Source organism: Bacillus sp. XB1 (assembly GCF_053557995.1).
Genome location: NZ_JBNRIL010000003.1, coordinates 168,504 through 193,798, shown reverse-complemented (window position 1 = coordinate 193,798; position 25,295 = coordinate 168,504). Strand labels below are relative to the sequence as shown.

Here is a 25,295-nt window from a genome sequence, read left to right as displayed (position 1 = left end):
TCCAGCGGCTAGAATCTCCGGCCATTTCACTCTCTCGCTCGAAGCAAAGAGCGCTTCAAGATCGAGAGTTCCAATGTCCTGCGATTCTGAACGAGCCGTTTGTGCTTTTAAATATAATTTGCGTTTTTTTGAGTAAGTACCATATACTATTTGTATTAGATACTAGGATGTAGAGGTGAATGATGTGTTAGATCGTTTGCAAGCTGTAGAAAATCGTTATGAGAAGTTAAATGAATTGTTAAGTGATCCAGCGATTATTAGTGATTCAAATAAGCTTCGTGAATATTCAAAGGAACAGTCTGATATACAGGAAACGGTAGAGGTGTATCGTGAGTATAAGGATGTTCGTGAGCAATTAAAAGATGCGAAAGCAATGTTAGAAGATAAGTTAGACGCAGAAATGCGTGAAATGGTAAAAGAAGAAGTTTCTGAGTTAGAATCACAAGATAAAACATTATCAGAGCGTCTGAAAATTTTACTTGTTCCAAAAGACCCTAATGATGATAAGAACGTTATCGTTGAGGTTCGTGGAGCTGCTGGTGGAGACGAGGCAGCTTTATTTGCTGGTGACTTATACCGTATGTATAGCCGTTACGCTGAGGTACAGGGCTGGAAAACGGAGATTATTGAGGCTAGCTATACAGAGTTAGGTGGATATAAAGAGATTATCTTTATGATTAATGGTAAAGGTGCTTTCGCGAAGCTGAAATTCGAGAATGGTGCTCACCGTGTCCAACGTGTTCCTGAAACGGAATCTGGTGGACGTATTCATACATCTACAGCAACTGTAGCTGTATTACCAGAGGCAGAAGAAGTAGAAATTGATATTCATGAGAAAGATGTTCGTGTTGATACATTCGCTTCTAGTGGACCTGGTGGACAGAGCGTTAATACAACGATGTCAGCGGTGCGTTTAACGCATTTACCGACTGGTGTAGTTGTATCTTGTCAGGATGAGAAATCACAGATCAAGAATAAAGAAAAAGCGATGAAAGTATTACGCGCACGTGTTTATGATAAGTTTAGACAAGAAGCGCAAGCTGAGTATGATCAAAACCGTAAACAAGCTGTTGGTACGGGAGATCGTTCAGAGCGTATTCGTACGTATAACTTCCCGCAAAACCGTGTTACAGACCATCGAATCGGTTTAACGATTCAAAAGCTAGATCAAATCTTACAAGGTAAGTTAGATGATTTCATCAATGCCTTAGTGATGGAAGATCAGGCTCAAAAGATGGAGGCAGCTGAGTAATGCGTGTCTATGAAGCCCTGAAATGGGCTTCTTCTTTTTTACAGGAAAATGGACGAGATGAAAATGCGGGAGAAATTGTCCTTTGTCATGTATTAAAGGTGAACAGAACAGGATTACTTATGAATATGCGTGAAGAAATAACTGAGGATCAAGAGAAAAGCTTTACGGAGTTTATCCACAAGCATGTAGAAGGTATTCCTATTCAATATATGATTGGTTATGAAATGTTTTATGGACGGTCTTTCTTTGTGAATGAAGAAGTATTAATACCAAGACCGGAAACAGAAGAGCTTATAGTGGGAGTATTAGAAAGAATCGAGCGCCATTTTGGTGATGAGAAACTACATGTAGCAGATATAGGTACAGGTAGTGGAGCGATTTCTATTACGCTTGCTTTAGAAAATGAAAATCTTCATGTTTATACAGTAGATATTGCACAAGAGTCGATTGAAGTTGCAAAAGAAAATGCAAAAGCTTTAGGTGCAGAAGTAACGTTCTATCACGGTGATTTATTGTCACCATTTCATAAAACGGGTCAAAAGCTAGATGTTGTTGTTTCAAATCCTCCATATATACCGGAAGAGGATTGGCGTGGTCTTTCTCCTGTTGTGAAAGAGCATGAGCCGAAGAGAGCACTTGTTGGTGGTGAAGACGGATTAGATTTCTATCGCCGTTTTATGGAAGAATTGCCGAATGTGTTGCAGAAGAAAGCGATTGTGGCGTTTGAAATTGGAGTAGGACAAGGTGAGGATGTAAAAAGATTGTTACAACAAGCTTTTCCACATGCTCATGTTGAGGTTGTTTTCGATATTAACGGAAAAGATCGTATGGTATTTGCAGAGATGGAGTAAGGTTCACACCTTACTCTATTTTTTTGTGGAAAAATTCATATAGATTTTGAATTTAATAGTTTAGAAAGATGAAAGTCTGTCCACACTGTTTGTAGAAGGGACGGTGGAGGAAATGAAAAAACAAGTTATTGCTTATCTTCTTATACTATTAATTGGTGCACAGTTACTTGTGCAGTTTGGATATATGAAAGCTGATGCGAAAGGGCCTTCAGTTATTCCGAAAGAGGCCGTTCGATTACGAATTTTAGCAAATAGTGATTCAGATAAAGACCAGGCATTGAAACGTAAAGTGCGTGATGAAGTAAAAGCACAAATTGATGGGTGGGTAGCGGATTTAACTTCATTTGAAGAGGCACGCAAAGTAATTCAAAGTCATATTCCAGAAATCGAGAAAACGGTGGAAAATACGTTAAAAAGAGAAGGAAGTAAAGATTCATTTCAAGTTAAATTTAGTAAGAATGTAAAGTTTCCTACAAAGGTATACGGGAATTTTATTTATCCAGCAGGAGAATATGAAGCAGTATTAATCACAATTGGAGAAGGTGAAGGGGCGAACTGGTGGTGTGTATTATTTCCGCCAATGTGTTTCTTAGATTTTTCGAGCGGGACAGCTGTAAGAAAAGAAGAGCACGTTGTGAAGGCGGAATCTCCTGAAGAGGAGCAGGTGAAACAACTAGATGAGGAAGTAATAGATAAAGAAGAGAAGAAAGTAGATAAGGTAAAAGAAACGAAAGCTGTAAAGCAGGAAGTAGTAAAAAGAGTAACAGCTTCTGAAAAGAAAGTAGTAAAAAATGAAACAAAAGTCGAAGAGCAGCCTGTAAGTAAAGAAGAAATGAAAACTGTGGAAAAAGTGGAGAAACCTGTGGAGAAAAAACAAGAAAAGCAAAATGAGTATGTAAAAGTAGAAGAGGAAGAAGAAAAGCCAGAAGTTAAATTGTTTATTGTAGAAGCTTTTACATCTTTATTCTCTAAATAGTACTATTAATAAATCCCTCTTCATATATAAAAATGAGGAGGGATTTATTATGAAGAAAGTGTATTTTGCTACGAAAGCAGATGTGGAAAGATTACATTCTTTTTTCGGACAAGCTAATAAAAAAGATGATAAAATAAATGAGTTGTACGCACAATTTATGATTTTGGAAGAGGCGGAAGAAATACGAGCTGTAATTGGTTATGAACAAAGTGGGGAAGATGTGCTTATTCGTTCTTGTTTATTCACACCTCATGTGGATAAACAGACTTTCTTATATTTTTTTGAAATGTTTTTGCAGTATATGAAAGAAAAAAGTGTTCAACAATTGTACTTACTAACAAATCATCCACAATCTGTACCGATCTTTCAGTTTTTTGACTTTTTTACTATAGAAAAGGATGAGGTTCCAGAGGGAATTCAACAACTAGAACATTTTTGTAAAAATATAAAAGAGCAGAATGCAATAATACTAAATTGTCAGCTATTCACAAAGTTATCCACGGATTAATTAGGTTTATCCACATTTTGTGGATAAACCTTGTTTGTCTTTTGGATAAATCTCATAGTAAACTAAAAATATACAAGTATTTAAGGGTAGAAAAGGACGTGGAAAAAAATGCATACAAACATGTGGGTTGTGGATAATGTTGTGGAAAGAAAAAAATATTATCCACAGTTACAAGAAGCAGCAAAATTATTAAGAGAAAATGAGGCGGTGGCTTTCCCTACGGAAACAGTATATGGGTTAGGTGCAAATGCGATGGATGATGAAGCAATCGCGAAAATTTTCGAAGCGAAAGGAAGACCGAGTGATAATCCACTCATTGTCCATATAGGTACAAAATCTCAGTTAGATGGGATTGTGAAAGAAATTCCACCAGTTGCAGAGAAGTTAATGGCGCATTTTTGGCCAGGACCATTAACAATTATTTTGCCGAGAAAAGAAGGGATTTCAGAGAAGGTGACGGCAGGACTTAATACGGTTGGAGTAAGAATGCCTGATCATCCAATTGCACTTGCTCTTATTGAAGAGGCGAATGTACCTGTTGCAGCACCAAGTGCGAATCGTTCAGGGCGTCCAAGTCCAACATTAGCTTCTCACGTATATGAAGATTTGAATGGGAAGATTGCAGGTATTGTTGATGGTGGTGCAACTGGAGTAGGCGTTGAATCAACTGTAATTGATTGTACAAGCGCGGTTCCAACAATATTACGTCCAGGTGGGATTACGAAAGAACAATTAGAAGCGGTGATAGGTACTGTTTCTTTAGATCCAGCTTTAAAGGATGAGAAGGAAAAACCGAAATCGCCTGGAATGAAATACACACATTATGCGCCGAAAGCACCACTTAGTATTGTTGAGGGTTCACGTGAGTTTATTCAGCATCTTGTGGATGAGAAAAAGGAAGAAGGATTTAAAGTAGGCGTATTAACGACAGAAGAGTATCAGCATGTATATAGTGCAGATGTTATATTATCTTGTGGTGTTAGAAGTGACTTAGCTAGTGTTGCGACTAAATTATATGATGTACTTAGAACATTTGATGCAAGTGAAGTGGATGTTATTTTTAGTGAGTCATTCCCTAATGAAGGAATAGGGAATGCAATTATGAATCGTTTAACAAAAGCGGCAGGACATCATATTATTATTGAATGATAAGGTAAGATTAGCAAACAGAATATTTCTCCTTGGATAAGCATATTGTGAAGTAGCACGTCCAAGGAGGGGCATGAATGACGTTTGAACAGCTAATACCTTTAATAATTATGGCATTCGCCTTAGGGATGGATGCGTTCTCGGTGAGTCTTGGTATGGGGATGATACCCCTAAAGTTAAGACAAATCCTGTATATTGGTATGACGATAGGGATATTTCATATTATTATGCCGTTTATAGGAATGGTACTAGGTCGTTTTTTATCAGAGAAGTATGGAGATATCGCACATTTTGCGGGTGCTATTTTATTAATCGGACTAGGGTTTTATATCGTATATTCGAGCATTTTACAAAATGAAGAGACTAGAACAGCCCCTATTGGAATTAGTTTATTCGTATTTGCATTTGGCGTCAGTATAGATAGTTTCTCAGTAGGACTTAGTCTTGGTATTTATGGGGCACAAACAATTATTACGATTTTACTTTTTGGATTTGTTAGCATGTTATTAGCGTGGATGGGTTTATTAATTGGGAGACATGCGAAAGATATGCTCGGTACATATGGTGAGATAGTAGGTGGTATCATTTTGGTTGGGTTTGGATTATATATCCTTTTTCCTATATAATTTTATGTAGCAGGGAATTATGAACAAGCTATTGGAATGGTATGTTAAATTTTTAACCTTCTACCCTCGATGGCTAAGAAGACTTATAATTTGGGGTATTATTTTGCAAATTTCGATGTTAGGTTGGATTAAGTTAATTCGTGAATGGTGAGATAGTTCCTTTCTGTGAATATTTTGTTTGTACTATATTTATTGCGCTAAAAATTACAGATATAGAAAGGATGAGATGAATGACGAGATTGAAGCAAGTTTTTGGTATTATTATTAGTTTTTTTGTTTTTTGGTTTAGTATGCTCGGTGTACAAATGTTTGCTGAGTTTTTAGATATTGAGTCATTGAAATTTGTTGCGGGAAAGACTGAGGCGGCGCGTGCCTTTTACTCTCCGTACCCGTTTTTAATTGTTTTTCTTATTACATTGCTTTCCCTATACTTCTTCGTAATTAAGCTAGGGAAGCCGAAAAAAGAGAAAATGCCTACTTTAGAGGAAAAGAAGGAAGAATTACAATGATAAAATCCCCTGCTAAAAAGCAGGGGATTTTATATTTGAGTGATGGGAGGAATCTAGCCGCCTTGCTTTTAAATATATCCAGCTCCAGCGGCTAGAATGGTCGGTGGCTTCGCGTCTTCCTGCGAGGCAAAAAGCGCCTCTACGTCAGAAGCTCCATCCCCCTCTCATTCTGAGCGAGCCGCTTCCGCTTTTAGATATTATCCAGTTCCAGCGGCTAGAATGGTCGGTGGCTTCGCGTCTTCCTGCGAGGCAAAAAGCGCCTCTACGTCAGAAGCTCCATCCCCCTCTCATTCTGAGCGAGCCGCTTCCGCTTTTAGATATTATCCAGTTCCAGTGGCCAGCTCTTCGCATCTAAGAACCTCCCGCACGAAAGGTAAAAAGCACCTTTTGTGCGAGAGAACCTTAGCTGGTCAGAGCTAAACGGGCCACTTCCACTTTTAAAGATTATCCAGCTTCAGCGGCTAGAATCTCCGGTCATTTCGCTCTCTCGCATGAAGCAAAAAGCGCTTCAAGGTCGAGAGCTTGAAGTGCCCTGCGATTCTGAACGAGCCGCTTCCGCTTTTAGATTGGCCTAACCAATTCAAATTGTTCTCCTAATTTTGCATAGTTGTGTCCTGCTAGGCGGCTTATTGGTTTGAGTCCTTCGGCGTGAATGCGCCCTTTTTCATATAGATGTTCGGCAACGTGGAAACGAACGACGCGTCCAATTAGTAGATCACAAGCTGGTGAGTCTTCCGTTCCGCCAAGTGGAATTGCACGTTCTAATACGCATTCCATTCGAATATTTGCTTCTTTTACACCTGGAACAGAGATGACTTCACTTTCGATTGGTGTTAGTTTTGCTAGTTCAATTTCACTTTCATTTGGCGGGAGATTAGCTGCTGTTTCGTTAATTGCTGCTACATATGATTCGTCAGAAATATGTACGACAAATTCTCCTTTTTCAATTGCGTTTCGGGAAGTGTCCTTTCTTTCTCCGGCTTTTCGTTGTACAGATACTGAGATAAGTGGTGGATTAGCAGCGACAATATTGAAATAACTATATGGTGCTCCGTTTAGTACGCCTTCTTTTGTTACAGAAGTAACGAATGCGACAGGACGAGGGATGATACTTCCAGTAAGTAATTTGTAATTATCTTTTTCAGTTTGTTCATTTGGATTAATGGATAACATGCTTGTAATCCCCTTTCTAAATATGAATACTTATTGTTTGTTTACAAGATAACGATGAGAAAATCCTGCTGGAAATAATATTTTGTTTCATAAAAAGAACTTACTTCAATTGTAATGAAGTAAGTTCTTTTTTCAAGAATCTCAAATTTGAGATAAAAATTAAAGTAAAACGTATGCGCCAGGTCCGATTAAAGCTACACCAACAGCGACAGCAATTAACATTAAGTTATATTCATATCCGTTTTGTGTTACCCAGTAACCATTTTTTCCGTGAACAGTGAAGATAGCCATTAACATTGTTCCAACGATAAATAATGAACCAACTAAAATGAAAATACCTGATGCAAATAAGAAACCACCTAGTAATTCAGTTGCGCCAGCCATAAATGCCATAAATACACCAGGACGTAAACCGATTGACTCCATCCAGCCACCTGTTCCTTTTAAACCGTAACCGCCGAACCAACCAAATAATTTTTGAGCGCCATGACCCATGAATGTAATTCCTATAATAAGACGAATAATAAGTAGACCGAAATCCATCATTTTTAAAAACCTCCTAAAAGTTATTAACTTACCTTACGTAAGTAATAATAAGATAGTTACTTACTTTAGTCAAGTTGATTTTGAAAAAAGTTTGAATTAAATTTTACAAATTAACAACAAAAAATAAAATGTAGTAAAGACCTCTAGACAAGTTGGGCAAAAAAAGAGAAAATATAAATAGAAGTTAACTTCTAATTGTTATTCAGACAATCAGAATTGACTGGAATTTTGTGAAGCGCTACAATAAGAGTCTATTAGTAATGACGTAATTTATTTCGAAAGCGTTTTTACAGTATAATATTCGAAGTATGAAGTCTTACATGTATCCCGAGCTTTACTAGGGATTGCCCTATAAACTTTTAGGTAAATTATAAGGAGGACTATCCTATGTTTAAAAAATTATTCGGTCTTGGTTCAAAAACAAATGAAGAAACAATCGTAGCTCCATTAACTGGAGCAGTGAAAAATATTGAAGAAGTACCAGATCCAGTATTTGCTGGTCGTATGATGGGTGACGGTGTTGCAATCGATCCTACTGAAGGTGTAGTTGTATCTCCAGTTGATGGTGAAATCGTACAATTATTCCACACAAAACATGCTATCGGAATTAAAGCGAAAAACGGTACAGAAATTTTAATCCACGTTGGATTAGAAACTGTAAAAATGGAAGGCGAAGGTTTCGAAACTCACGTTTCTGAAGGCCAAGCTGTAAAAGCTGGAGATAAATTAATCTCATTCGACTTAGAATTAATCCGTGAAAAAGCGAAAAGCACAATTACTCCAATTGTTATTACAAACACAGATGCAGCTGAGTCTATTAAGACAACTGTAGGCGTAGCAGCTACAAAAGGTTCAACAGAAGTAATGAAAGTTACAATGAAATAATTGCAATATAAGAGGAATCCGTTTCGTATGAAATGGATTCCTTATTTTGTTGCATGTTCAGCATGTATGTTAAAATACTCTAGGCACTTGGAAATAGGGTTTCACATATATGTGGATAAGGCGCATTTTTCTTAGAAAAGATATAAGAGAAATGCGCCTTTTGTATATTCACATTTCTTTTGTTCTATTCTAATGTAAGTTATGATGAATGGTAAGAAATCGAATATAGGGGTGGGTTTGAATGAAACGAGTGTTATTTGTTTGTACTGGCAATACATGTCGTAGTCCAATGGCTGAGGCGTTGCTTCGTCATCACGGAGGAGATAAGTTTGAAGTGCAATCTGCTGGTGTTTTCGCCTATCCTGGGAGCGATGCATCGATACATGCGAAGGAAGCTTTAGCTGAAAAAGGAATTTTAATTGATCATGCGGCGCAGCAAGTAAATGAAACTTTGCTTGATTGGGCTGATATTGTCGTAACGATGACAGAAAACCATAAGCAAATTGTACTTGGACATTATCCGAGCGTTGAAAAGAAATTAAATACGTTATATGGATTAACTGAAGGTATAGGCAAGGACATTTCAGATCCCTTTGGAGGCTCGCTTTCTATTTATAAAGAAACGTTAGATGAGATGGAAAAACTTGTACAAACTTTACTGAAAAAACATTCAGTAGGTTGATGTTTCGTGTATAATACGATATTGGAGATCACTTCTTCCTATGTGAGGTAGCGAGTGTGAAATGAAGATAATTGATTGAAAATTTGGAGGGGTAAAAATGAAAGTAGTAATAGCATCTGATCACGGCGGTATGAATATCCGCAAAGAACTTGTAAGTTTATTAGAAGAGTTAAATATTGAATATATTGATTTAGGTTGTGAATGTGAAGCTGGTTCTGTTGATTACCCTGACTTTGCGTTTCCAGCAGCTGAAATGGTAGCGAATGGTGAAGTAGATCGTGGTATTTTAGTTTGTGGGACAGGCATTGGTATGTCAATCGCAGCAAACAAAGTAAATGGTATCCGTTGTGCGTTAGTTCATGATACTTTCAGCGCGAAAGCAACGAGAGAGCATAATGACACTAACATGCTAGCGATGGGCGAGCGTGTAATTGGTGCTGGTCTAGCGCGTGATATCGCGAAAATCTGGTTAACAACTGACTATGAAGGTGGTCGTCACGAAAACCGCGTAGGAAAAATTAAAACATACGAAACAAAGTAATAGATTCTAACTATCAGTAGTGTGAAATATAATTTGGTGAACCAACCTGTGAAAGGAAGAGGCGTAATGACAGAAATCGTAAAGGTAAGAGAACAGCTACAAATGTCGCTTTCTGATTTCCAAGAACAAGCTTCATTACAAAGCGGTCAAATTTTTGTAGTGGGTTGTAGCACGAGCGAAGTGCTAGGCGAAAGAATTGGAACATCAGGAACGATGGAAGTAGCAGAGGCGATTTTCTCTGAGTTAAAACAATTTCAAGAGCAAACAGGTATTGAATTAGCGTTTCAATGTTGTGAGCATTTAAACCGTGCTTTAGTAGTTGAGAGAGAAGTAGCGATAAAATATCAATTTGAAATTGTAACAGTTACGCCTGTTAGATCAGCAGGTGGTGCATTGGGGACATACGCGTATCACAATTTGAAAGATCCGGTAGTAGTTGAGTTTATTAAAGCTGATGCAGGAATGGATATTGGTGATACATTTATCGGTATGCATTTAAAGCATGTAGCTGTTCCGGTTCGTACAAGTGTGAAGGCAATTGGAAGTGCGCATGTAACGATGGCCAAAACACGTGGAAAACTAATTGGTGGAGCGCGTGCTGTCTATGCGGCAGTGGAAGAGACTACCACTTGCCGTTAAATATGAGAAATTAGGAAGTCATATAGTAACTGTTTATCATAAGATAAAAGGTATGTTGTCTGACTTTATAATAGAAGAAAGAAAAGACCGATTTTCGGTCTTTTTTTTCTTTTATGATATAGAAAGTCATGTTAGAATGTAGTTGAAAACATGAAGGTTCGAAAGAATTACAACCTGAATTTTCGTTTTTTCTGAATAAATAAGAAAAAACTGTTGGGAATCGATGTAATTCGTTCAGAAAAGGGGGATTTTGGTGGATCATTTAAAACGTCAAGATGAAAAGGTATTTGCTGCAATTGAGGCAGAACTAGGAAGACAGCGTTCAAAGATTGAGTTAATTGCTTCGGAAAACTTCGTAAGTGAAGCAGTAATGGAGGCACAAGGTTCTGTTTTAACGAATAAGTATGCTGAAGGATATCCTGGAAAACGTTACTATGGTGGCTGTGAACACGTAGACGTAGTAGAAGATATCGCACGTGATCGCGTGAAAGAAATTTTCGGCGCAGAGCACGTAAATGTTCAACCACACTCTGGTGCACAAGCGAACATGGCAGTATACTTCACGATTTTAGAGCAAGGCGATACAGTACTTGGTATGAACTTATCTCATGGTGGTCACTTAACACACGGAAGCCCTGTTAACTTCAGTGGAGTACAATATAATTTCGTAGAATATGGCGTGGATGCTGACTCTCACCGTATTAATTACGATGATGTATTAGCAAAAGCGAAAGAACATAAACCAAAATTAATCGTTGCAGGTGCAAGTGCATACCCTCGTGTTATCGATTTCAAGCGATTCCGTGAGATTGCAGATGAAGTGGGCGCTTATTTAATGGTTGATATGGCACATATCGCTGGTTTAGTAGCTGCTGGTTTACACCCAAATCCAGTACCACATGCACATTTCGTTACAACGACAACACATAAAACGTTACGTGGTCCGCGTGGTGGTATGATTTTATGTGAAGAGCAATTTGCAAAACAAATTGATAAATCAATCTTCCCTGGTATTCAAGGTGGTCCACTTATGCACGTAATCGCTGCAAAAGCTGTTGCATTTGGTGAAGCACTTCAAGATGATTTCAAAACATATGCACAAAATATCATTAACAATGCGAACCGCTTAGCTGAAGGTCTTCAAAAAGAAGGACTTACACTTGTTTCTGGCGGAACAGACAATCACTTAATCTTGATTGATGTTCGTAACTTAGAAATCACAGGTAAAGTAGCAGAGCACGTATTAGATGAAGTTGGTATTACAGTGAACAAAAATACAATTCCATTTGAAACAGCAAGCCCATTTGTAACAAGTGGTGTACGTATCGGTACAGCAGCTGTAACATCTCGTGGTTTCGGTTTAGAAGAAATGGATGAAATTGCGTCACTTATTGCTTATACATTAAAAAATCATGAAAATGAAGTTGCATTAGAAGAAGTACGTAAGCGTGTAGAAGCGTTAACTAGCAAATTCACAATGTATCCAAATCTATAATAGATTGAAGAAGACTGCCGAGACTTAATTGTTTTGGCGGTCTTTTTTGTGGACATATATTATTTTTAAAGTATGTATACAAATGATGAATAAATTTTGGCGATATAATGAAGGATACAGCTCCCATAATTGGTAAAGATACTAGATAGATTCATCGTAAAATCATGATTTTGCCAAATTTGCCCTTGAATATTAGTAGCGTTTTCTTTACAATCGTAAATAGTGTAAAAAAGCGTGCAAACGCATGAATATCATCTAAAGGAGAGATTCACATGGGAAAACTGTATGTATTTGATCACCCGTTAATTCAACATAAGATTACATATATTCGCGATAAGAATACAGGTACGAAAGATTTTCGTGAATTAGTGGACGAAGTAGCAAGTTTAATGGCTTTCGAAATTACTCGCGACCTTCCACTTAAGGACATTGAAATTGAAACACCTGTAAGCAAAGCGACAACAAAAGTGATCGCTGGTAAAAAACTTGGTTTAATTCCGATTTTACGTGCAGGTTTAGGAATGGTTGATGGGATTCTGAAATTAATTCCAGCAGCAAAAGTAGGACACGTTGGTTTATACCGTGACCCTAAAACATTGCAACCGGTAGAATACTATGTGAAACTTCCAACGGATGTAGAAGAGCGTGACTTTATCGTACTAGATCCGATGCTAGCAACAGGTGGTTCTGCGGCTGAAGCAATTAACTCTCTGAAAAAGCGCGGTGCGAAACAAATTAAATTAATGTGTATCGTTGCAGCTCCAGAAGGGGTAAAAGTAGTACAAGAAGAACATCCTGATGTTGATATTTATGTAGCAGCATTAGATGAGAAATTAAATGACCACGGATATGTAGTACCAGGTCTTGGTGATGCTGGTGACCGTTTATTCGGAACGAAGTAAGACAACTGACGAGCAGGGGAGATTCCCCAGCTCGTCTTTTTTGTTGTAAGCAAGTAGGGGAGGGGGAGAGGATAAATATACATCGTATATACAACATAAGTTGCATACACCTCACATATAATATAGAAGTCTTACGTCTGAGGAACACTATATTATGGAAGAAAAGCGTTATATCTCGAAAATATAATAGTGACAAACTTGTGAACATTTCCTTCTATTATAAAGAGAAAACTGTTAGAAATTGCATATATGTAACCAGTATTTAGAAGGGGAACGTTTTCATTTTTGGGAGGAAATGCCTAATACTCAAATTTTTAGATTTTTTACGATTTCTCGTTGACACTGTTAATACCCTATTGTATGCTAACAACGGGGATAGATGGTAGGGCTTTCAGTGACAAAATTACATCTATTCCGTGACGAAAATGTAAACTTTTTGTTTTGTATAGGATTTATGCAAAAAAATGAGTTATTATTAACACATCGTGAATGAGGGTTACATATTGGAGGGATGAATCCTTGCAAAAAAACGATCGCAGCCATATAAAAGCTTATGCTTTAATGTCAGGTATTCTTGCTCAATTAGTCGGTTCTATTCTTGTTGGAATCTTTGGTGGGCAGTGGATTGATAATAAGGTTGGAACGTTTCCGTTGTTTCTTATTATAGGGTTATTACTCGGACTAGGAACAGGGGTATACGCAATGATTCGACTCATTCGACATTACTATTCGGGAGAGCAATGATGATAGACGTACATGGACTTGTCCAAAGACAAAAGAAATATATGTACTACTTGCTTGCGCTTCTAGTGCTAGGATGGGGATTTACCTCTTACAAGGATGTATTTCTTGGACTGATTATCGGGACGATTTTCAGTTTTCTTAGTTTGCGCATCATTGCACGTAGAACAGACAAGCTGCTAGATCGCGTAACAAATGGAGAAAACGTGAAGTTCAAGGCAACAGCGGTAAGTACATATTCAAGATTCGCCACGATTGGGTTATTAATTTTATTTGCAGCCAAATATCAAGAGTTAATCGCGATGTGGGGCCTAGGTGTAGGATTGCTGACAGGATACCTTGTCATGATCATAGATTTTCTTTATTTAGAGTATAAGAGCAGGGAAGAGAGGTGAATTACTAGTGGAACACGGTAAATTAGTTGAATTTCTAGGTTTAACGTTCGATTTGTCATCAGTTATGATGGTTACTGTAGCAGCAGTTATTGTTTTCTTAATCGCTGTTATCGGAACTCGCAGCTTAGCTCTTCGCCCAACCGGGATGCAAAACTTCATGGAATGGGTGTTTGACTTCGTGAAAGGGATTATCAATAGTACGATGGACTGGAAAACAGGTGGACGTTTCTTAACGCTTGGCGTTACGCTTATCATGTTTATCATCGTATCGAACTTCCTTGGTTTACCATTCATGTATTCAGCAACTGAAGCTGGCGAACATATTGCATGGTGGAGATCACCAACGTCTGATCCAGCAGTTACATTAACATTAGCCGTGATGGTAGTTACCCTCACCCATTATTATGGAATTAAGATGAAGGGTACGAAAGAGTACGTAAAAGGTTATTTCCAACCTATGAAATTCTTATTCCCATTAAAGGTTATTGAGGAGTTTGCTAACACATTAACGTTAGGTCTTCGTTTATTTGGTAACATTTATGCAGGTGAGATCTTATTAGGATTACTTGCTAAGTTGGGCGGAGCATCATTCCTTGGCGCATTAGGTGCACTTGTACCTATGTTAGCGTGGATGGGATTCAGTGTATTCGTTGGTTCAATCCAAGCATTTATTTTCGTTATGTTAACGATGGTTTATATGGCTCATAAAGTAAGCCATGACCATTAATATAATTTAAGTAAGAAAAAATTTATTTTTTTATAATACAAAGGAGGACAAATTAAATGAGTTTAGGTGTAATCGCAGCTGCAATTGCAATTGGTTTATCAGCATTAGGTGCAGGTATTGGTAACGGTCTTATCGTATCACGTACAATCGAAGGTGTTGCTCGTCAACCAGAACTAAAAGGCGCACTTCAAACAATTATGTTCATCGGGGTTGCTTTAGTTGAGGCACTTCCAATCATCGGTGTAGTTATTGCTTTCATCGTAATGAACAAATAAGGGAGACTCCCCTTACATAGATGGCGAAGAGTGTTTTTCCGAACTTTCTTCGCCATTGCTTTATGAATGAAACGTATGTCTTTTTTTTTCATATGATCAATTTAGATATTTTGAAGGGAGTGAATCCTTGTGCCAACTTTATTATTAGGTGCTGCCATTCCATTTGGAACGATTGCTTATACATTGTTCATTTTCTTACTTCTATTAGTAATGCTACGCAAATTTGCGTGGGGTCCTTTAATGGGAATTATGAAAGAACGTGAAGAGCATGTTACTAATGAAATCGACGCTGCAGAAAGAAGTAATGCTGAGGCGAAGAAGTTAGTAGAAGAACAACGTGAAATGTTAAAACAATCACGTGTTGAAGCACAAGAGTTAATCGAAAGAGCGAAAAAGCAAGCTGTAGATCAAAAAGATGTTATTGTTGCTGCTGCGAAAGAAGAAGCAGAATCAATTAAAGCATCTGCTGTACAAGAAATTCAACGCGAAAAAGAGCAAGCAATTGCTGCTTTACAAGAACAAGTTGCTTCTTTATCTGTTCAAATTGCTTCTAAAGTAATTGAAAAAGAATTAAAAGAAGAAGATCAAGTGAAGTTAATTCGCGATTATATTAAAGAAGTAGGAGAAGCGCGATGAGCAATGGGATTGTAGCAAAACGTTATGCTGTCGCTCTTTTTAAAATTGCTAAAGAAAAACACGTATTAGAAATGTTTGAAGAGGAATTACGCCTTGTACAAAACGTTTATGTAAAGAACGGAGAACTACATAGCTTTTTAACGCAACCGAACATTTCAAAGGAACAAAAGAAAACGTTTCTTGCAAACGTATTCGGATCTGTTTCTGAATCTATTTTAAATACGTTATATATTTTAATTGATAACAAACGCATTGATATCTTACCTGAAATTGCAGATGAATATGTTGTTCTTGCTAATGAAGAACGTAACGTAGCGGACGCAACTGTATATTCTACTCGTCTTCTATCAGAAGAAGAGAAGCTTAACATTGCAGAAGCATTTGCGAAGAGAACAGGAAAAGATGCAATTCGCGTGAAAAATGTTGTAGATGAAGATTTACTAGGCGGAATTAAAGTACGTATTGGAAATCGCATTTATGACGGAAGTTTACAAGGAAAATTAGCACGTATTCAGCGTGAATTAATGAAGAATAGATAGGGGTGAAGCACATGAGCATCAGAGCTGAAGAAATTAGCGCACTGATAAAGCAACAAATCGAGAACTATCAGTCTGAAATCGAAGTTAGTGATGTTGGTACAGTTATCCAAGTTGGTGACGGTATCGCGCGTGCTCATGGTCTTGATAACGTTATGGCTGGTGAACTTGTAGAGTTCTCTAACGGCGTTATGGGACTAGCACAAAACTTAGAGGAAAATAACGTAGGTATTATCATTTTAGGACCTTACACAGAAATTCGTGAAGGTGACGAAGTTCGTCGTACTGGTCGCATCATGCAAGTACCGGTAGGAAAAGAACTAATTGGTCGTGTTGTAAACCCATTAGGTCAACCAGTTGATGGTTTAGGCCCAATCAATACAACAAACACTCGTCCAATTGAAAGTCCAGCACCAGGTGTAATGGATCGTAAATCTGTTCATGAGCCACTTCAAACAGGTATTAAAGCGATCGATGCTCTTGTACCAATTGGCCGTGGTCAACGTGAGTTAATCATTGGTGACCGTCAAACTGGTAAAACAGCAGTTGCACTTGATACAATCATTAACCAAAAAGATGAAGATATGATTTGTATCTACGTAGCAATTGGACAAAAAGAATCAACTGTACGTAACGTAGTAGAAACACTACGTAAGCACGGTGCATTAGAGTACACAATCGTTGTAACTGCATCTGCTTCTCAACCAGCTCCATTATTATACCTAGCTCCTTACGCTGGTGTAACAATGGGTGAAGAGTTCATGTACAATGGTAAACACGTATTAGTAGTATATGATGACTTATCAAAACAAGCAGCGGCTTACCGTGAGCTGTCATTACTATTACGTCGTCCTCCAGGTCGTGAAGCTTACCCAGGGGATGTATTCTACTTACATTCTCGCTTATTAGAGCGTGCAGCAAAATTAAGTGATGCAAAAGGCGGCGGTTCTTTAACTGCACTACCTTTCATCGAAACACAAGCAGGGGACGTATCAGCATACATCCCAACAAACGTAATTTCTATTACGGATGGACAAATCTTCTTACAATCTGACCTATTCTTCTCTGGCGTACGTCCAGCGATCGATGCGGGTACTTCTGTATCTCGTGTAGGTGGATCTGCTCAGATTAAAGCAATGAGTAAAGTATCAGGTACACTTCGTCTTGACCTTGCATCTTACCGTGAGTTAGAAGCGTTCGCTCAGTTCGGTTCTGACCTTGATAAAGCAACTCAAGCGAAATTAAACCGTGGTGCTCGTACTGTTGAGGTATTAAAACAAGGATTACACAAACCATTACGTGTAGAGAAACAAGTTATCATTCTTTACGCTTTAACACGTGGATTCCTAGATGATATCCCAGTAGTAGATATCACTCGTTTTGAAGAAGAATTCCATGCTTGGTTAGATTCTAATGCGACTGACTTATTAGAAGAAATCCGCACAACTAAGAAACTTGCGGATGACGACAAATTTGCAGCAGCAATCAATGGATTTAAAAAAGTATTTGTAGCTTCTGAATAATAATAAAAAGTGAAGCCGACTGTTCAGCCCCATCGGCTAAGGTTCTTTCTCACAGAAGGTGCTTTTTACCTTCTTGTGGGGAAGGTTCTTAGACGAAAGGGGCTAGGAGGCGGAACTAGATTAATAAAAGCGGAAGCGGCTCGTTGTGAATGTGAGGGGGATGGAGCTTCTGACGAAGAGGCGGTGTTTGCCTCGTAGGAAGAAGTGAAGCCACCGAGCATTCAAGCCGCTGGAGCTAGATAGTATATATAAAAGGCATCTCGGGCTCTGAGATTGCTAAAGGTCATGTAAAGGAAAAGAGTAGGTGCACCTATTCTTTTCCTTCAATCATGAGCAAGAATATCTTGCAACGTAGATTAGGAAGAGGATTCTTACTAATCGTGCCAACTTCCGGAAAAAAGGTGGTGAAAACCTGTGGCATCTTTACGCGATATAAAAGCGAAGATTAACTCGACAAAGAAAACGAGTCAAATTACGAAAGCGATGGAGATGGTATCTGCATCTAAGTTAAACCGTGCAGAGCAAAATGCTAAATCTTTCGTTCCGTATATGGAAAAGATTCAAGAAGTAGTAGCGAGCATTGCGCAAGGAAGCAAAGGGATTAATCATCCAATGCTAAATGCGCGTCCTGTAAAGCGTACAGGATACATCGTTATTACGTCTGATCGCGGACTAGCAGGTGGTTATAACAGTAACGTATTACGTACAGTAAGTAACGTAATTCGTGAACGTCATAATATGGATTCAAACCAATATTCTATTATTGTGCTTGGACGACTAGGACGTGATTATTTAAAACGTCGCGGCTTTAACATTATTGATGAAGTAGTTGGATTATCTGACCACCCATCATTTACTGATATTAAAGACCTTGCTTCTCGAGCAATTGCGATGTTTGCAGATGGTGCTTATGATGAGCTGTACATCTACTACAACCATTACGTAAGTAAAATTTCACAAGAGGTAACGGAAAATAAAATTTTACCGCTTACTGATGTGGCGTCTGACAAACCGACGACAGCTTATGAATTCGAACCTTCTGAAGAAGAAATTTTAAAAGTACTATTGCCACAATACGCAGAAAGCTTAGTGTACGGTGCATTACTAGACGGTAAAGCAAGTGAACACGCAGCGCGTATGACAGCAATGAAGAGTGCTACAGACAACGCAATGGAAGTTATCGATTCACTTACACTTTCATTCAACCGTGCGCGTCAGGCAGCGATTACGCAAGAAATTACGGAAATCGTTGGTGGAGCAGCAGCGTTAGAATAGTATTAAAAGGCGGAAGCGGCTCTGTCAAAAGAGTCGCGTAAGCTATAAACCAATAAAAAATTAAAAGCTAGCTGCTCGTAGAAAGTTGGCTAATTAAAAGAAAGCTAGGAGGGAACCCGATGAATAAAGGGCGCGTTACGCAAATCATGGGTCCGGTTGTAGACGTTAAGTTTGATGGCGGAAAGCTACCAGAAATCTACAACGCCCTTACGGTAAAACAAAGCAACGAAAACGGAAGTATTAACTTAACATTTGAAGTTGCACTTCATTTAGGTGATGATACAGTTCGTACAGTTGCAATGTCTTCCACAGATGGACTTGTTCGTGGCACAGAAGTAGAAGATACTGGTAAACCAATCTCTGTACCAGTTGGTGATGTAACACTTGGTCGCGTATTTAACGTATTAGGTGATGCAATTGACTTAGATGGTGAGGTTCCTGCAGATGTACATCGTGATCCAATTCACCGTCAAGCACCTGCATTCGAAGAATTATCTACTAAAGTAGAAATTCTTGAAACTGGTATTAAAGTAGTAGACTTACTTGCTCCTTACATTAAGGGTGGTAAGATCGGCCTATTCGGTGGTGCCGGCGTAGGTAAAACAGTATTAATTCAGGAATTAATTAACAACATCGCACAAGAGCACGGTGGTATCTCTGTATTCGCTGGTGTAGGTGAGCGTACTCGTGAGGGTAATGACTTATACCACGAAATGAGCGATTCTGGCGTAATCAAGAAAACTGCGATGGTATTCGGACAAATGAACGAGCCACCTGGAGCACGTCAACGTGTTGCATTAACAGGTTTAACAATGGCTGAGCATTTCCGTGATGAGCAAGGACAAGACGTACTTCTGTTCATCGATAACATCTTCCGTTTCACGCAAGCGGGTTCTGAAGTATCTGCCCTTCTTGGTCGTATGCCATCTGCGGTAGGTTACCAACCAACACTTGCAACAGAAATGGGTCAATTACAAGAGCGTATTACATCTACAAATAAAGGGTCTATCACGTCTATCCAAGCGGTATATGTACCAGCCGATGACTATACTGACCCAGCACCAGCTACAACGTTCGCTCACTTAGATGCAACAACAAACTTAGAGCGTCGTTTAACGCAAATGGGTATTTACCCAGCCGTAGATCCATTAGCATCTACATCTCGTGCACTTTCTCCAGAAATCGTAGGAGAAGAACATTATGAAGTAGCTCGTCAAGTACAGCAAACTTTACAACGTTATAAAGAGCTTCAAGATATCATCGCTATCTTAGGTATGGATGAGTTATCTGAAGAAGATAAGTTAGTTGTACATCGTGCTCGTCGTATTCAATTCTTCTTATCTCAAAACTTCCACGTAGCTGAGCAGTTTACAGGTCAAAAAGGTTCTTACGTACCTGTAAAGAATACAGTTAGTGGTTTCAAAGAAATTCTAGAAGGAAAATATGATGACCTTCCAGAAGATGCATTCCGCTTAGTAGGTGGCATTGAAGAAGTTATTGAAAACGCGAAGAAAATGATGGCGTAAGGCCTTAGGAGGGACGAAGTATGAAGACATTTCCAGTCAGTATTGTAACTCCTGATGGACCGGTTTACGAAAAAGAAGTAGAAATGGTAAGTGTAAAAGCAGAGAGTGGGGAAATGGGGATCTTACCAGGTCACATTCCAACTGTTGCACCATTAAAAATTAGTGCAGTTCGTCTGAAAAATGGTGGACACACTGATTATGTAGCAGTAAGCGGTGGCTTTATCGAAGTTCGTCCAGATAAAGTGACTGTATTATCATCATCTGCTGAAGAAGCAAACCATATCGATATCCATCGCGCAAATGAAGCGAAGCGTCGCGCTGAGCAACGTCTGCAAGATAAACAAGCACATGTTGACTTTAAACGTGCAGAAATGGCATTACAACGTGCCGTGAACCGTTTAAACGTTTCCGATATGAAGTGAAAAAATCCGTAAGGGCTTTGCCTTTACGGATTTTTTTTGTGTATTTTATGGATAATTTTACAAAACTGGTATAATTATATTGATGCTTGTATAAGTAGAAGTGTACAACAATTTATATTTCATAAAGGGGATGAATCAATGATTGGTGAAATGAAGCGAGAAGCATTGTACTCTTTAAAGGGAAAATGGGGACTAGGTGTTGGATCAACAATTTTATATTTTATTTTAAGTTATGTTGTTTCGATGGCTGCAATGCTTATACTATTAATTCCAGGAATTATTATATTTCTCTTATTTGCTGGTTTAGTAGGTTCACTTGAAGGGCAAACAATATCAAATGGAGCAAGTGTTACATTCGGGATTTTTTATTGCATTATGATAATTTTGAGTAGTGCATCCTATGGGATTACATCATACGGTTATACAAATGTATTTTTACAGATTAGTAAACGAGAAGATGCTAAAGTAGATTACTTATTCGAAGGATTTCGTGGCTTTAAAAGAATGATGAAAACAATATGGGCAATGCTTGCAATTTTATTATATACAGGTACATGGATTCCGATATTGTTAGTAGCCTTATTTGCATTTTTTGGTGAAGAAGGAAATGCGTCGTTTGCTATTGCTATCTGTGTACTACTAGCTATTTCAATCGTTGGTATGATTGTGATGTATTTTTCTTATGCACTGACGTACTATGTGATGATTGAAAATCCAGAATATAGTGTTTCGCAGGCGATGAAGGAAAGTAAGAATCTTATGAAGGGTCATAAGTTAGATTTGTTTCTTTTATGGCTGAGCTTCATAGGATGGGCTATTTTAGCGCTTCTTACTTTTGGAATAGGACTTCTTTGGCTTAGTCCGTATATGAGTACGACGACAGCACACTTTTATCGCTATATTTCAAAAGGTGAATTTCAATAGGAACATGCTATACTAATAGAATTATTGTGTATAGGAGGCGAGGCTACGCATGATTAGTGATTTAAAAGGAGAAGCACTAGATTCATTAGAAGGAAAATGGGGATTAGCTGTTGGAGCTACACTACTCATTTCAATTCTTATCACGGCTTTTAGTTTTAGTGTTGATTGGGGATTTTCTTTGATTTTCGGTTGGCAAAAAACAAATGGTTCACTTTCAACGAATATTCTTACATTTTTTGTTACTGGACCGTTAACTTTAGGTGGATATTACCTTGGTTTAAATATCCTTCGTGAAAAGCAAGCTAGTATTGGTAATGTATTCATTTGGTTTTCAGAGGGAAAGAGATTTCTAAAATCATTTTTATTATATTTATTAGTAAATCTTTATCTTTTCTTATGGACGTTATTGTTCATTATTCCAGGTATTATTAAATCATTTTCTTATGCGATGACATACTTTATTATAAACGATCATCCTGAGTATTCACTGAACCAAGCTATTACAGAAAGTCGTCGTATGATGGATGGACATAAGATGGAGTATTTCATTTTATGTTTAAGTTTTATTGGCTGGTTTATATTAAGTTGTATTACGTTAGGGATTGGATTCTTATGGTTAATTCCATATTTCTATACGACATCTGCAGCTTTTTACGAAGAGATTGCAGAAGAATATTATGAGAAAAATATTTAGCACTAAAAAACCCCCGGTATGAATTATTTGTTCATACTGGGGGTTTTTTGTAGAAACTTTATAAACTGATTGCTAGTAAGTGGTTTACTGAAATAGTAACCTTGCATATATTTACAGTTATGTTTTTGCAGAAACTTAAGTTGTTTTTCGGTTTCAATTCCTTCGGCGACGACTGAAAGATTTAAAGTATTCGCGAGGGAAAGTATTGTAGAAACGATGGCTCGTTCTTCAGGACGATGATCAGCTAATTGTGTAAATTCTCTCGGTACTTTTAATGTGTCGATTGGAAAAATTGATAAATAAGCAAGAGAAGAGTATCCAGTACCGAAGTCATCAATGGAAGTTTGGATACCGTATTCTTTTAATTGCTTCAGTCTTAATAACGTTTCTTTCTCGTCAACCATTGCAATTCTTTCTGTTAACTCAAGTGTTACATATTTTGGATCGACTTGCACGTCGTTTAATATTTGTGAAATGCTTTCAATTAATTGATCTTGCCGGAACTCTTTTGCGGATAGATTAACACTTATTTTTAAATTTTGGTAGCCAAAGGTATGCCATATTTTTAATTGGAGACAAGCTTCTTGTAATACCCAATGTCCAAGTGGGACTACTTGTGGCGTCTCTTCTACAATTGGAATAAACTCACATGGTGAAATGTCACCTAATAGTGGGTGTTTCCAACGTATTAAAGCTTCAGCACCGATAATTTTATTTGTTGTCGTATCAATTTGTGGTTGATAAACGAGATAAAATTCTTTGTTTACTAAAGCGATTGGCAAATCTTTTTCAATTCGAGCTTTTCGTTCCATTTTTTTATATAGTTCTTTCGTGTAAAGAGAGCTACCGTTTTTTCCTTTATTCTTTGCTTCGTACATGGCCATATCAGCATGCTGCAAAATGGATAGCGCATCTTCACCTGCTTCAGGATATATTGCAATTCCGATGCTCGGTGAGATTTGTAAATGTTGATTTTCGATTTCAAATGGCTCATTCATGGCCGTTACAATCCTATCAGCTATTTTTTGGACATCTGGCTTTTTTTTGTAATTCTCGATAAGGATTGTGAACTCATCCCCAGCTAGCCGCGCGAGTTTCATATTTGATGTTGCTATTCTTTCGAGCCTTTTTGCTACTGCGATGAGCAATAGGTCTCCTACTCGATGACCGAGGGTATCATTAATAACTTTAAAACGGTCTAGGTCGAGAAACATAACAGCAAAAGGCTTTTTCGATATTTTTGCTCGCGCAATTGCCTGTTCTAAATGTTGATGAAATGCACGTCGATTTGCAAGCTCTGTTAAAGTATCATGGTATGCTAGGAAATTAATTTGTTCTTGTTGTTGTTTGCTTTCTGTAATATCTTTAATCATTAAATAAACCCCAGAAATTTTCTCCTTTAAAAAGATCGGTACGGCGGTAACGTGCAAGTAGTAAATATCTCTGCTTTTATGGTAAGCCCGTATTTCTAAAGAGATAGAATACCCCTTTTTCACGCGATGAAAGGCGTTAATCATTTCTTCTAAATCTTCTTCGTATATGAGTGAATAGTAAGGCTGGTTTAATAATTCATTCGTTTGATAACCGAGTAAAGTAGTGCCAGCGTTATTTACTTTGAGAAAATTACCGTACAAATCTAATGTGAAGATTGGATCTGGATGATGCTCGTATAAAGATTTAAACATTTGTTGATTATGATAGAGTTCATTTTTCTGTTCTACTAAATCTTCTGTACGTAGTTTAATTTGTTTCTCGAGTTCTGAGTTGAATTGCATTTGAGCAAACAATAATATTTTATTTTGTTTTCGAACTAAGCTATGACGTATGAGAACGAAAGAGAAAGTTATTATAAGTCCGATTACTATAATAGGCGCAAAAACGTATTCAACTAATATAAAAACAATAAGCATTACTACCGAAATATACGGTAATGATAATCGGATTGATTCACCAATTTTAGGTGTTAGTAGTACTTGTTCTTGTTTTTCAGGCTTTTTTGTATGGAGAATACAGGCGATTGCTACTAGTACTAAGGTTACTTGATAGAAAGGAGTAACTGTAAACATAGAATACTCTGGTATGAAGTATTTTATATACGCATAAATCGCATCTGTAGTAGCATATAAAATTAAAGCACTGCCAAGAAGTGCACCGACCTTTTTAGGTAATAAGGATAGTGGTTTGAATAAAAGGTTGATTCCTATTAAGAGAAAGAGTAAATCAGCCATTGGATAGGTAAGTTGAACAAATATGTCGATATAGGATGTTGTAAAGATATGAATAGTTCGTTCAATAAGTAAGTAGTAACTTAAAGTAAATTGGGCTGTAACGATAATACAAATATCGCATAGCATAAAAAGTTTTTCTAATAAATCTCGGTTATAAATGATTTCGTATAGAAAGGCAAACGTAAAGCTAACTAAAAAAAGTAAGTAAAAAAAGTCAGATGGATCAACGAACGTATAGAAGTCCTTTACAATTAAACGCTGATAGGCAACGACTATATCACCGATAAAATAAGAGAGAGCTCCAACAGATAATATGATCCAAAATAAACGAGATAGCCCTTCTTTCATGTTTGAAAAATAAAGTATATAACTACAAGCGATAATATCAATTAATAGGGTACTCGTTCCGATTAATAGCTGAAAAGAAAATGAGTATTCATATAGAAAAGGCATCGCTACATAGTGAAGCGTTATAGACAGCAATACAATGCTTATAAGAATACTTACATGTGTTTGTTTTTTCATTTATATCACCTACGGTTTCTTGAAAAGCATATATAAGTTTATATTTATTTTGCACAATTATAGCAAGTTGTAAAGATAGATTTTAATAATTCTTGTTTCTGCCTCCCAACATATCGACATAGGAATTTGAAGTT

29 protein-coding genes are annotated in these 25,295 nt (G+C 37.6%); 26 read left to right on the top strand and 3 right to left on the bottom strand.

Annotated features, from left to right (window positions below; all coding sequences use genetic code 11):
• Positions 1-184: 184 nt before the first annotated feature.
• From prfA to ACK1U5_RS22175, 7 genes are all read left to right on the top strand, one after another.
• Positions 185-1,252, top strand: a complete 1,068-nt coding sequence (gene prfA / locus ACK1U5_RS22205; RefSeq protein ID WP_000887064.1) for a peptide chain release factor 1 — start codon at positions 185-187, stop codon at positions 1,250-1,252.
• On the top strand, positions 1,252-2,103 hold the full coding sequence (prmC, locus tag ACK1U5_RS22200) for a peptide chain release factor N(5)-glutamine methyltransferase (protein WP_001267055.1): 852 nt from the start codon (positions 1,252-1,254) through the stop codon (positions 2,101-2,103). Before prfA ends, prmC begins: the two co-directional genes overlap by 1 nt.
• Positions 2,104-2,215: 112 nt before the next feature.
• Positions 2,216-3,079: a stage II sporulation protein R gene (gene spoIIR, locus ACK1U5_RS22195; protein WP_033685828.1), complete on the top strand. Its 864-nt coding sequence runs from the start codon at positions 2,216-2,218 to the stop codon at positions 3,077-3,079.
• Between the two features lie 49 nt (positions 3,080-3,128).
• Positions 3,129-3,587 (top strand): mechanosensitive ion channel protein, encoded by a 459-nt coding sequence (locus ACK1U5_RS22190; RefSeq protein ID WP_000758437.1) that lies wholly within the window; start codon positions 3,129-3,131, stop codon positions 3,585-3,587.
• A gap of 108 nt (positions 3,588-3,695) precedes the next feature.
• Complete coding sequence (locus ACK1U5_RS22185) at positions 3,696-4,736, top strand: L-threonylcarbamoyladenylate synthase (protein ID WP_000557351.1); 1,041 nt, start codon at positions 3,696-3,698, stop codon at positions 4,734-4,736.
• Between the two features lie 77 nt (positions 4,737-4,813).
• Positions 4,814-5,362, top strand: coding sequence for a manganese efflux pump MntP (locus ACK1U5_RS22180; protein ID WP_000142463.1), 549 nt, complete (start codon positions 4,814-4,816; stop codon positions 5,360-5,362).
• A gap of 230 nt (positions 5,363-5,592) precedes the next feature.
• Positions 5,593-5,871 (top strand): DUF3935 domain-containing protein, encoded by a 279-nt coding sequence (locus ACK1U5_RS22175; RefSeq protein ID WP_000197472.1) that lies wholly within the window; start codon positions 5,593-5,595, stop codon positions 5,869-5,871.
• Positions 5,872-6,432: 561 nt separating this feature from the next.
• On the opposite strand, the gene ACK1U5_RS22170 is transcribed toward ACK1U5_RS22175, so the two are convergent.
• The gene (locus ACK1U5_RS22170) at positions 6,433-7,044 is read right to left on the bottom strand and encodes a flavin reductase family protein (RefSeq protein ID WP_000949054.1); all 612 of its coding nucleotides are present in this window, start codon (positions 7,042-7,044) and stop codon (positions 6,433-6,435) included.
• A 159-nt stretch (positions 7,045-7,203) separates the two neighbouring features.
• Positions 7,204-7,590, bottom strand: a complete 387-nt coding sequence (locus ACK1U5_RS22165) for a DoxX family protein (RefSeq protein WP_047792089.1) — start codon at positions 7,588-7,590, stop codon at positions 7,204-7,206.
• A gap of 387 nt (positions 7,591-7,977) precedes the next feature.
• Between ACK1U5_RS22165 and ACK1U5_RS22160 the strand changes: the two genes are divergently transcribed.
• From ACK1U5_RS22160 to ACK1U5_RS22070, 19 genes are all read left to right on the top strand, one after another.
• Complete coding sequence (locus tag ACK1U5_RS22160) at positions 7,978-8,475, top strand: PTS sugar transporter subunit IIA (RefSeq protein WP_069604707.1); 498 nt, start codon at positions 7,978-7,980, stop codon at positions 8,473-8,475.
• A gap of 241 nt (positions 8,476-8,716) precedes the next feature.
• Positions 8,717-9,157, top strand: a complete 441-nt coding sequence (locus tag ACK1U5_RS22155) for a low molecular weight protein arginine phosphatase (RefSeq protein ID WP_047387270.1) — start codon at positions 8,717-8,719, stop codon at positions 9,155-9,157.
• Between the two features lie 97 nt (positions 9,158-9,254).
• Positions 9,255-9,698, top strand: coding sequence for a ribose 5-phosphate isomerase B (rpiB, locus tag ACK1U5_RS22150; RefSeq protein WP_000869542.1), 444 nt, complete (start codon positions 9,255-9,257; stop codon positions 9,696-9,698).
• A 66-nt stretch (positions 9,699-9,764) separates the two neighbouring features.
• Positions 9,765-10,337: a TIGR01440 family protein gene (locus ACK1U5_RS22145; RefSeq protein ID WP_000136376.1), complete on the top strand. Its 573-nt coding sequence runs from the start codon at positions 9,765-9,767 to the stop codon at positions 10,335-10,337.
• A 253-nt stretch (positions 10,338-10,590) separates the two neighbouring features.
• Entirely contained in the window at positions 10,591-11,832 is a 1,242-nt protein-coding gene (gene glyA, locus ACK1U5_RS22140; protein WP_000349809.1) for a serine hydroxymethyltransferase, read from the top strand.
• Positions 11,833-12,104: 272 nt separating this feature from the next.
• The gene (gene upp / locus ACK1U5_RS22135; RefSeq protein ID WP_000517539.1) at positions 12,105-12,734 is read left to right on the top strand and encodes a uracil phosphoribosyltransferase; all 630 of its coding nucleotides are present in this window, start codon (positions 12,105-12,107) and stop codon (positions 12,732-12,734) included.
• 379 nt (positions 12,735-13,113) lie between these two features.
• Positions 13,114-13,227, top strand: a complete 114-nt coding sequence (locus ACK1U5_RS22130; RefSeq protein WP_000232962.1) for a DUF4024 domain-containing protein — start codon at positions 13,114-13,116, stop codon at positions 13,225-13,227.
• Between the two features lie 26 nt (positions 13,228-13,253).
• Entirely contained in the window at positions 13,254-13,478 is a 225-nt protein-coding gene (locus ACK1U5_RS22125; RefSeq protein ID WP_001171223.1) for an AtpZ/AtpI family protein, read from the top strand.
• Positions 13,478-13,870 carry an ATP synthase subunit I gene (locus ACK1U5_RS22120; RefSeq protein WP_000567600.1) on the top strand — a complete coding sequence of 131 codons (393 nt, stop codon included), beginning with the start codon at positions 13,478-13,480 and terminating at the stop codon, positions 13,868-13,870. The genes ACK1U5_RS22125 and ACK1U5_RS22120 overlap by 1 nt, the downstream gene beginning before the upstream one ends.
• A gap of 7 nt (positions 13,871-13,877) precedes the next feature.
• Positions 13,878-14,597 carry a F0F1 ATP synthase subunit A gene (gene atpB, locus ACK1U5_RS22115; RefSeq protein ID WP_000399870.1) on the top strand — a complete coding sequence of 240 codons (720 nt, stop codon included), beginning with the start codon at positions 13,878-13,880 and terminating at the stop codon, positions 14,595-14,597.
• Between the two features lie 56 nt (positions 14,598-14,653).
• A complete protein-coding gene (gene atpE, locus ACK1U5_RS22110) occupies positions 14,654-14,872 on the top strand; it encodes a F0F1 ATP synthase subunit C (protein ID WP_000052064.1) in 219 nt (72 codons plus the stop codon).
• 129 nt (positions 14,873-15,001) lie between these two features.
• The gene (atpF, locus tag ACK1U5_RS22105; RefSeq protein ID WP_001142618.1) at positions 15,002-15,508 is read left to right on the top strand and encodes a F0F1 ATP synthase subunit B; all 507 of its coding nucleotides are present in this window, start codon (positions 15,002-15,004) and stop codon (positions 15,506-15,508) included.
• Entirely contained in the window at positions 15,505-16,047 is a 543-nt protein-coding gene (gene atpH / locus ACK1U5_RS22100) for a F0F1 ATP synthase subunit delta (protein WP_000064683.1), read from the top strand. Before atpF ends, atpH begins: the two co-directional genes overlap by 4 nt.
• A gap of 11 nt (positions 16,048-16,058) precedes the next feature.
• Positions 16,059-17,567, top strand: coding sequence for a F0F1 ATP synthase subunit alpha (gene atpA / locus ACK1U5_RS22095; RefSeq protein ID WP_000027518.1), 1,509 nt, complete (start codon positions 16,059-16,061; stop codon positions 17,565-17,567).
• 414 nt (positions 17,568-17,981) lie between these two features.
• Positions 17,982-18,842 carry a F0F1 ATP synthase subunit gamma gene (gene atpG, locus ACK1U5_RS22090; protein WP_000157696.1) on the top strand — a complete coding sequence of 287 codons (861 nt, stop codon included), beginning with the start codon at positions 17,982-17,984 and terminating at the stop codon, positions 18,840-18,842.
• 119 nt (positions 18,843-18,961) lie between these two features.
• Positions 18,962-20,368 (top strand): F0F1 ATP synthase subunit beta, encoded by a 1,407-nt coding sequence (atpD, locus tag ACK1U5_RS22085; protein WP_001032593.1) that lies wholly within the window; start codon positions 18,962-18,964, stop codon positions 20,366-20,368.
• Positions 20,369-20,388: 20 nt separating this feature from the next.
• Positions 20,389-20,790, top strand: a complete 402-nt coding sequence (gene atpC / locus ACK1U5_RS22080) for a F0F1 ATP synthase subunit epsilon (RefSeq protein ID WP_000847211.1) — start codon at positions 20,389-20,391, stop codon at positions 20,788-20,790.
• A 138-nt stretch (positions 20,791-20,928) separates the two neighbouring features.
• Positions 20,929-21,714, top strand: a complete 786-nt coding sequence (locus ACK1U5_RS22075; RefSeq protein ID WP_069604706.1) for a DUF975 family protein — start codon at positions 20,929-20,931, stop codon at positions 21,712-21,714.
• Between the two features lie 49 nt (positions 21,715-21,763).
• Entirely contained in the window at positions 21,764-22,408 is a 645-nt protein-coding gene (locus tag ACK1U5_RS22070) for a DUF975 family protein (protein WP_000622467.1), read from the top strand.
• A gap of 23 nt (positions 22,409-22,431) precedes the next feature.
• On the opposite strand, the gene ACK1U5_RS22065 is transcribed toward ACK1U5_RS22070, so the two are convergent.
• A complete protein-coding gene (locus ACK1U5_RS22065) occupies positions 22,432-25,161 on the bottom strand; it encodes an EAL domain-containing protein (RefSeq protein ID WP_000745004.1) in 2,730 nt (909 codons plus the stop codon).
• Between the last annotated feature and the right edge of the window lie 134 nt (positions 25,162-25,295).

Excerpts from the sequence above, each read along its gene's own strand:
- ACK1U5_RS22070 (WP_000622467.1), top strand. The coding sequence starts at position 21,764 with ATGATTAGTGATTTAAAAGGAGAAGCACTAGATTCATTAGAAGGAAAA.
- rpiB (WP_000869542.1), top strand. The coding sequence starts at position 9,255 with ATGAAAGTAGTAATAGCATCTGATCACGGCGGTATGAATATCCGCAAA.
- upp (WP_000517539.1), top strand. The coding sequence starts at position 12,105 with ATGGGAAAACTGTATGTATTTGATCACCCGTTAATTCAACATAAGATT.
- atpH (WP_000064683.1), top strand. The coding sequence starts at position 15,505 with ATGAGCAATGGGATTGTAGCAAAACGTTATGCTGTCGCTCTTTTTAAA.
- ACK1U5_RS22180 (WP_000142463.1), top strand. The coding sequence starts at position 4,814 with ATGACGTTTGAACAGCTAATACCTTTAATAATTATGGCATTCGCCTTA.
- ACK1U5_RS22130 (WP_000232962.1), top strand. The coding sequence starts at position 13,114 with ATGGTAGGGCTTTCAGTGACAAAATTACATCTATTCCGTGACGAAAAT.
- atpD (WP_001032593.1), top strand. The coding sequence starts at position 18,962 with ATGAATAAAGGGCGCGTTACGCAAATCATGGGTCCGGTTGTAGACGTT.
- ACK1U5_RS22065 (WP_000745004.1), bottom strand. The coding sequence starts at position 25,161 with ATGAAAAAACAAACACATGTAAGTATTCTTATAAGCATTGTATTGCTG.
- ACK1U5_RS22160 (WP_069604707.1), top strand. The coding sequence starts at position 7,978 with ATGTTTAAAAAATTATTCGGTCTTGGTTCAAAAACAAATGAAGAAACA.
- ACK1U5_RS22165 (WP_047792089.1), bottom strand. The coding sequence starts at position 7,590 with ATGATGGATTTCGGTCTACTTATTATTCGTCTTATTATAGGAATTACA.
- atpA (WP_000027518.1), top strand. The coding sequence starts at position 16,059 with ATGAGCATCAGAGCTGAAGAAATTAGCGCACTGATAAAGCAACAAATC.
- ACK1U5_RS22155 (WP_047387270.1), top strand. The coding sequence starts at position 8,717 with ATGAAACGAGTGTTATTTGTTTGTACTGGCAATACATGTCGTAGTCCA.
- ACK1U5_RS22190 (WP_000758437.1), top strand. The coding sequence starts at position 3,129 with ATGAAGAAAGTGTATTTTGCTACGAAAGCAGATGTGGAAAGATTACAT.
- ACK1U5_RS22170 (WP_000949054.1), bottom strand. The coding sequence starts at position 7,044 with ATGTTATCCATTAATCCAAATGAACAAACTGAAAAAGATAATTACAAA.
- ACK1U5_RS22145 (WP_000136376.1), top strand. The coding sequence starts at position 9,765 with ATGACAGAAATCGTAAAGGTAAGAGAACAGCTACAAATGTCGCTTTCT.
- ACK1U5_RS22175 (WP_000197472.1), top strand. The coding sequence starts at position 5,593 with ATGACGAGATTGAAGCAAGTTTTTGGTATTATTATTAGTTTTTTTGTT.
- spoIIR (WP_033685828.1), top strand. The coding sequence starts at position 2,216 with ATGAAAAAACAAGTTATTGCTTATCTTCTTATACTATTAATTGGTGCA.
- ACK1U5_RS22120 (WP_000567600.1), top strand. The coding sequence starts at position 13,478 with ATGATAGACGTACATGGACTTGTCCAAAGACAAAAGAAATATATGTAC.
- ACK1U5_RS22075 (WP_069604706.1), top strand. The coding sequence starts at position 20,929 with ATGATTGGTGAAATGAAGCGAGAAGCATTGTACTCTTTAAAGGGAAAA.
- prmC (WP_001267055.1), top strand. The coding sequence starts at position 1,252 with ATGCGTGTCTATGAAGCCCTGAAATGGGCTTCTTCTTTTTTACAGGAA.
- atpE (WP_000052064.1), top strand. The coding sequence starts at position 14,654 with ATGAGTTTAGGTGTAATCGCAGCTGCAATTGCAATTGGTTTATCAGCA.
- atpC (WP_000847211.1), top strand. The coding sequence starts at position 20,389 with ATGAAGACATTTCCAGTCAGTATTGTAACTCCTGATGGACCGGTTTAC.
- ACK1U5_RS22185 (WP_000557351.1), top strand. The coding sequence starts at position 3,696 with ATGCATACAAACATGTGGGTTGTGGATAATGTTGTGGAAAGAAAAAAA.